Origin of the sequence: Streptomyces hirsutus (genome assembly GCF_001418415.1) — a bacterium.
In the GTDB taxonomy this organism is placed as follows: domain Bacteria; phylum Actinomycetota; class Actinomycetes; order Streptomycetales; family Streptomycetaceae; genus Streptomyces; species Streptomyces hirsutus.
In genome coordinates, this window is the sequence record NZ_LIQT01000340.1 from 431 (window position 1) to 4677 (window position 4247).

Sequence of the window (4247 nt, forward strand, 5' to 3'; positions counted from 1 at the left end):
CGCAGCGGGTCGTCGGCGGCGACGTGGTGGCCGATCTCCTCGAAGTACGGGAAGAGTCCGATCTGCTTGCGGGCCACGAACATCGGGTGGTACTCGCCGTCGACGACGGCCGCGTCGATGCTGATCTCGGGCCCTTCGAGGTACTCCTCGACCAGCGCGCCGCCCCGGTAGGACTCCGCGCCGATCCGGCCGGCCTCGTCGGCGGTGCGGAACGCCTCGGCGACCTCACCGGCGTCCGCCGCGAGCACGACGCCGATGCTGGCGCCCATCCCGCGCGGCTTCACGACGACGGGGCAGCCGATCGTCTCCGCCGCCGCGAGGGCTTCCTCGGCGGTGTCCGCCCAGGCGTACCGCGGCTGGGCGACGCCTGCCCCGGTGAGCAGCCGGCGGCTGCGGAACTTGTCCCGGCAGCCCTCCACGCCGTCCACGCCCGCACCGGGCAGCCCGAGCGCCTCTGCCACGTGGGCGGTCGTCACGATCAGGGTTTCGTCCCAGCTGAGCACCCCGCGCACGGGGACGCGCCCCGCCAGTTCCCTCGCCGCCGCCGACACGGCCGCCCGGTCGGTGACGTCCACCACGGTGTGCCCGGTGAGGTAGGGGGTCTGCCAGTCGGGCTCCTCGCCCGTGAACAGCCAGACGGGGTGCGTCGCCGCCGCGCCGGCCAGCAGGTACTCGCGGTACTTGCGCATACCGCACCCGATGAGCAGGATCACGCCGTCCGCTCCCGGCTCGCCGTCCACGCCGTTGTGTGCGCCGTTGTCGTCCACGCGCTGTTCGCCTCCTGAAACGGACTGAAGCCGGGTGACCACCCGATTCCACGGGGCGCGCGCATTGCCCGGAAGCCATGTCCGGCAAGGCCAATCAACCCCGGTCCCAGGCCCGCCGGCGTCCGGTTGATTGGCCGTCGGCCGCGGCCCTTCCGGGCAACTCCGGCCGCCGCTTGCATGGCTGACGTGATCAATTACGACGGCAAGCGATTCAGGAAGGTCCTCACGGACCCGGCCGGCGACGCGCCCATCGCGCTCTACCGGCAGCAGGGCGACCTGGTCTGGGCCGAGTTCGCCGGTGGCGACGTCCGGCGCGGCTCCCTCGCGGGCACCCGCGACGCGAACGGCGTGATCAGCTTCTCCTACAGCATGGTCCTCGACGACGGGCGCGTGATCTCCGGCCACAGTGTGAACACCCCGGAGGTCCTGGCCGACGGGCGGATCCGGCTGCATGAGCGCTGGGAGCGCTACGGCGCCCACGCCGCCGGCGGCACCTCGTCCCTCGAGGAGGTGCGCTGAGGTGTCCGGCGCCGACTTCTCCGCACTCGCCCGCGAGGTCGAGGGCCGCGTCTTCCTCCCGGGCAGCGCGGGCTTCCGGGTGGGCTCGAGGATGTTCAACACCCGCTACCGGGACCGTGCCCCGGCCGCCGTCGTCACCGCGGCCCACACCGCCGACGTACAGCGGGCCCTGCTGTGGGCGCGTGAGCAGGGCATCCCCGTCGTCGCCCGCAACGGCGGCCACAGCTTCGCCGGTTACTCCGTCAACGACGGCCTGGTCATCGACCTCAGCCGCCTCACGCAAACCCGCGCCGACGGCTCCACCGGGCTGGTCGTCGCGGGCGGCGGCGCGAAGATCAGTCATGTCTACGACGCGATGCAGCCGTACGAGATGGTCTTCTCGACCGGCACCAGCCCGACCGTCGGTGTGGCCGGGCTCGCGCTCGGCGGGGGCGCGGCGTTCGCGGCCCGCCGCTACGGCCTGACCACCGACGCCCTGGTGGAGACCTCGGTGGTCCTGGCCGACGGCTCCCTCGTGGTGGCGAGCGAGCGGGAGAACCCTGACCTGTTCTGGGCGTGCAAGGGCGGCGGCGGAGGCAACTTCGGCATCAATGTCTCCCTCACCTTCCAGGCCCACCCGGTCCCCGACGTCACGACCTTCCACCTCACCTGGAAGTGGGCGGACGCGGCCGCCGTCCTGGACGCCGGCCAGCGCATGGTGCAGCGGGCACCGGACGACTTCGCGGCCCGGCTCGGGGTGTGGACGCACGGCACCGGCCTCCGCGCGATCCGCGACAACCTGGACATCACCCTCCAGGGACAGTACTTCGGGCCCGCGAACGAGTGCCTGGAGATCCTCGACCCGGTGCTGACCGCGGCCGCGCCGGTGTCCCGGGACGTGACCGAGCGGACGTTCTGGGAGGCCAACACGTACATGGTCCACGCGACCACCGGCGACCAATTCGCGCTGCGCTCCAACTACATCCGCGAACCCCTGGCCGGCGAGGGCGTCGAGACCCTGCTGTCCTGGGTGGAGCGCTGGCCCGGCAGCCACAACGCCGACGGCGGCGGGGCCGGACTGTTCTCCTGGGGCGGCGCCATCAACCGGGTGGCTCCCGACGCCACCGCCTTCGTCCACCGCGACACCCTGTTCCTGGTCTCCCTGGACACCTCGTGGACGGACGACGACAGCCCCGCGCGGATCGACGCCAACCTCGACTGGCTGAACGGCCTGCACGCCGCCATGGCCCCGCACGTCACCGGCTCCGCCTACCAGAACTTCGTCGACCCGGAGCTGACCGGCTGGCGCGAGGCCTACTACGGCGCCAACTACGAGCGCCTGGTGCAGGTGAAGAGGAAGTACGACCCGGACGGGGTCTTCTCCTTCGACCAGGCGATCGGTTCCTGAAACCCCACGGGCCCCACCGAGGCTCCCCACGAGGAAGCCTCACGCCGGTCCCCCCATCCCAACGAAGGTGACGCAATGAGTGTGCCCAAGTCCAAGGACGGCGCCGCCCCCGGCGTCCTCGACGCGCTGCGGGCGACGCCGCGGCCGGTTCGCTACCTCCTCGGCGGCGTGCTGCTCAACCAGCTCGGCGCCTTCGTCCAGACCTTCCTCGTGCTGTACCTGACGCACCGCGGCTACGGCGTCGACCGGGCCGGCTTCCTGCTCGGCGCCTACGGTGTCGGTGCGGTCGCGGGCACCGTTCTGGGCGGCGAGCTGACCTTGCGGCTCGGTAGCCGCAACACCATCATCGCGGCGATGGGCGGCTCCTCGGTGCTGGTCTTCGTCATCCCGTGGCTGGCCGAGCCCGGCACCTATCCGGTGCTGCTCGGACTGGTCGTCCTGCTCGGCCTGATGACCCAGGCCTACCGCCCGGCCGCCTCCGCGCTGCTGAGCGAGCTGATGCCGGACGAGTTCCGGGTCATGGGCTTCTCCATGCTGCGGATCGCCATGAACATCGGCGCCGCGGCCGGACCGCTGCTCGCCGCCGGCCTCATCCAGATCAACTGGAACCTGTTGTTCTGGTTCGACGGCGTGACCGCCCTCGTCTACGCACTGCTCGCCGCCGCCCTGCTGCCCAAGCCGGCGAAGAAGGCCTCCGCGCAGGACCCCGCCGAGGGCGCCCCCGCCGAAAAAGAGAAGCAGTCGGCGTACGGCGGGATGGTCCGCGACTACCGCTTCCTCTTCTATCTGACGTCGATGCTGCTCAGCGCGCTCGTCTACGCCCAGTTCTTCTCGGTCCTGCCGATCGACCTGGAGGACGCGGGCCACTCCACGGCCCTCTACAGCGTGGTCCTCACTCTGTCCTCGGCGCTGCTGATCAGCCTGGAGCTGGCGGTGACCGCCCGGGTGAGCCGGTGGCGTGCGAGCACGGCGGCGACGGTGGGCACGTTCGTGTACTGCCTCGGCGTCGCGGGCTTCGGCCTGCCCGGCAGCGTACCCGCGCTGATCCTGCTCACCACCGCCGTCAGTGTCGGCGGCCTGATGGTCAGCGGCCCGACCCTGTGGGCCCACCCGGCCAAGGCCGAACAGAAGGTCCGCGGCCGCTACATCGCCGCCTCCCAGGCCGTCTTCGGCCTCGGCTCGGCGATCGGACCGGCTCTCGGCATGCTCGTGTGGACCCGCTACGGGGACGGGATCTGGCTCGCCTGCGGTGTCCTCGGCGTGCTGGCGGCGGTCACGGCCTACGCCGGCCTGCGCCCCTCGGACGAGACGCCGGAAGCGGACGAAGCGAACGAAGCAGACGAAGCGGCGCCGGAGGATCCGCCCGCCGGGACCGGCGCACGCGAGGACTCGGCCGTCGCCGGCTGACGCCACCCGCGCACGGCCCCGGCCCCGGCCGGTAGGCCCGACCCGTACAGCTCCGGCGTGGGGGACGGGCCGGAGCTGTACCACCCGGCCCGTCCCCCACCCCTCGGGCGGGTCGGCACCCCTCACCACCCCGAGTCACGCCCGTACCCGTGCTCACCACCCATGAG

Annotated in this window: 4 protein-coding genes; 3 read left to right on the forward strand and 1 reads right to left on the reverse strand. The window is 72.1% G+C overall.

Features of this window, described 5'->3' with window-relative positions:
• Positions 1–767, reverse strand: a 767-nt coding sequence (locus AOK11_RS45335; protein WP_240497477.1) for an ATP-grasp domain-containing protein, incomplete at its 3' end; no start/stop codon positions are given.
• Between the two features lie 177 nt (positions 768–944).
• Here AOK11_RS45335 and AOK11_RS24655 point away from each other — a divergent pair.
• The 3 genes from AOK11_RS24655 (at position 945) to AOK11_RS24665 (ending at position 4080) form a co-directional block, all read left to right on the forward strand.
• Positions 945–1286 carry an avidin-fold protein gene (locus tag AOK11_RS24655; protein WP_338058943.1) on the forward strand — a complete coding sequence of 114 codons (342 nt, stop codon included), beginning with the start codon at positions 945–947 and terminating at the stop codon, positions 1284–1286.
• Between the two features lies 1 nt (position 1287).
• A complete protein-coding gene (locus tag AOK11_RS24660) occupies positions 1288–2673 on the forward strand; it encodes an FAD-binding oxidoreductase (protein WP_055595927.1) in 1386 nt (461 codons plus the stop codon).
• A 75-nt stretch (positions 2674–2748) separates the two neighbouring features.
• Positions 2749–4080, forward strand: coding sequence for an MFS transporter (locus tag AOK11_RS24665; protein ID WP_055595928.1), 1332 nt, complete (start codon positions 2749–2751; stop codon positions 4078–4080).
• The last annotated feature ends 167 nt before the right edge of the window (positions 4081–4247 follow it).

Bases quoted from the DNA above. Each gene is read 5' to 3' on its own strand.
- AOK11_RS24655 (WP_338058943.1), top strand. From the start codon at position 945: ATGGCTGACGTGATCAATTACGACGGCAAGCGATTCAGGAAGGTCCTC.
- AOK11_RS24665 (WP_055595928.1), top strand. From the start codon at position 2,749: ATGAGTGTGCCCAAGTCCAAGGACGGCGCCGCCCCCGGCGTCCTCGAC.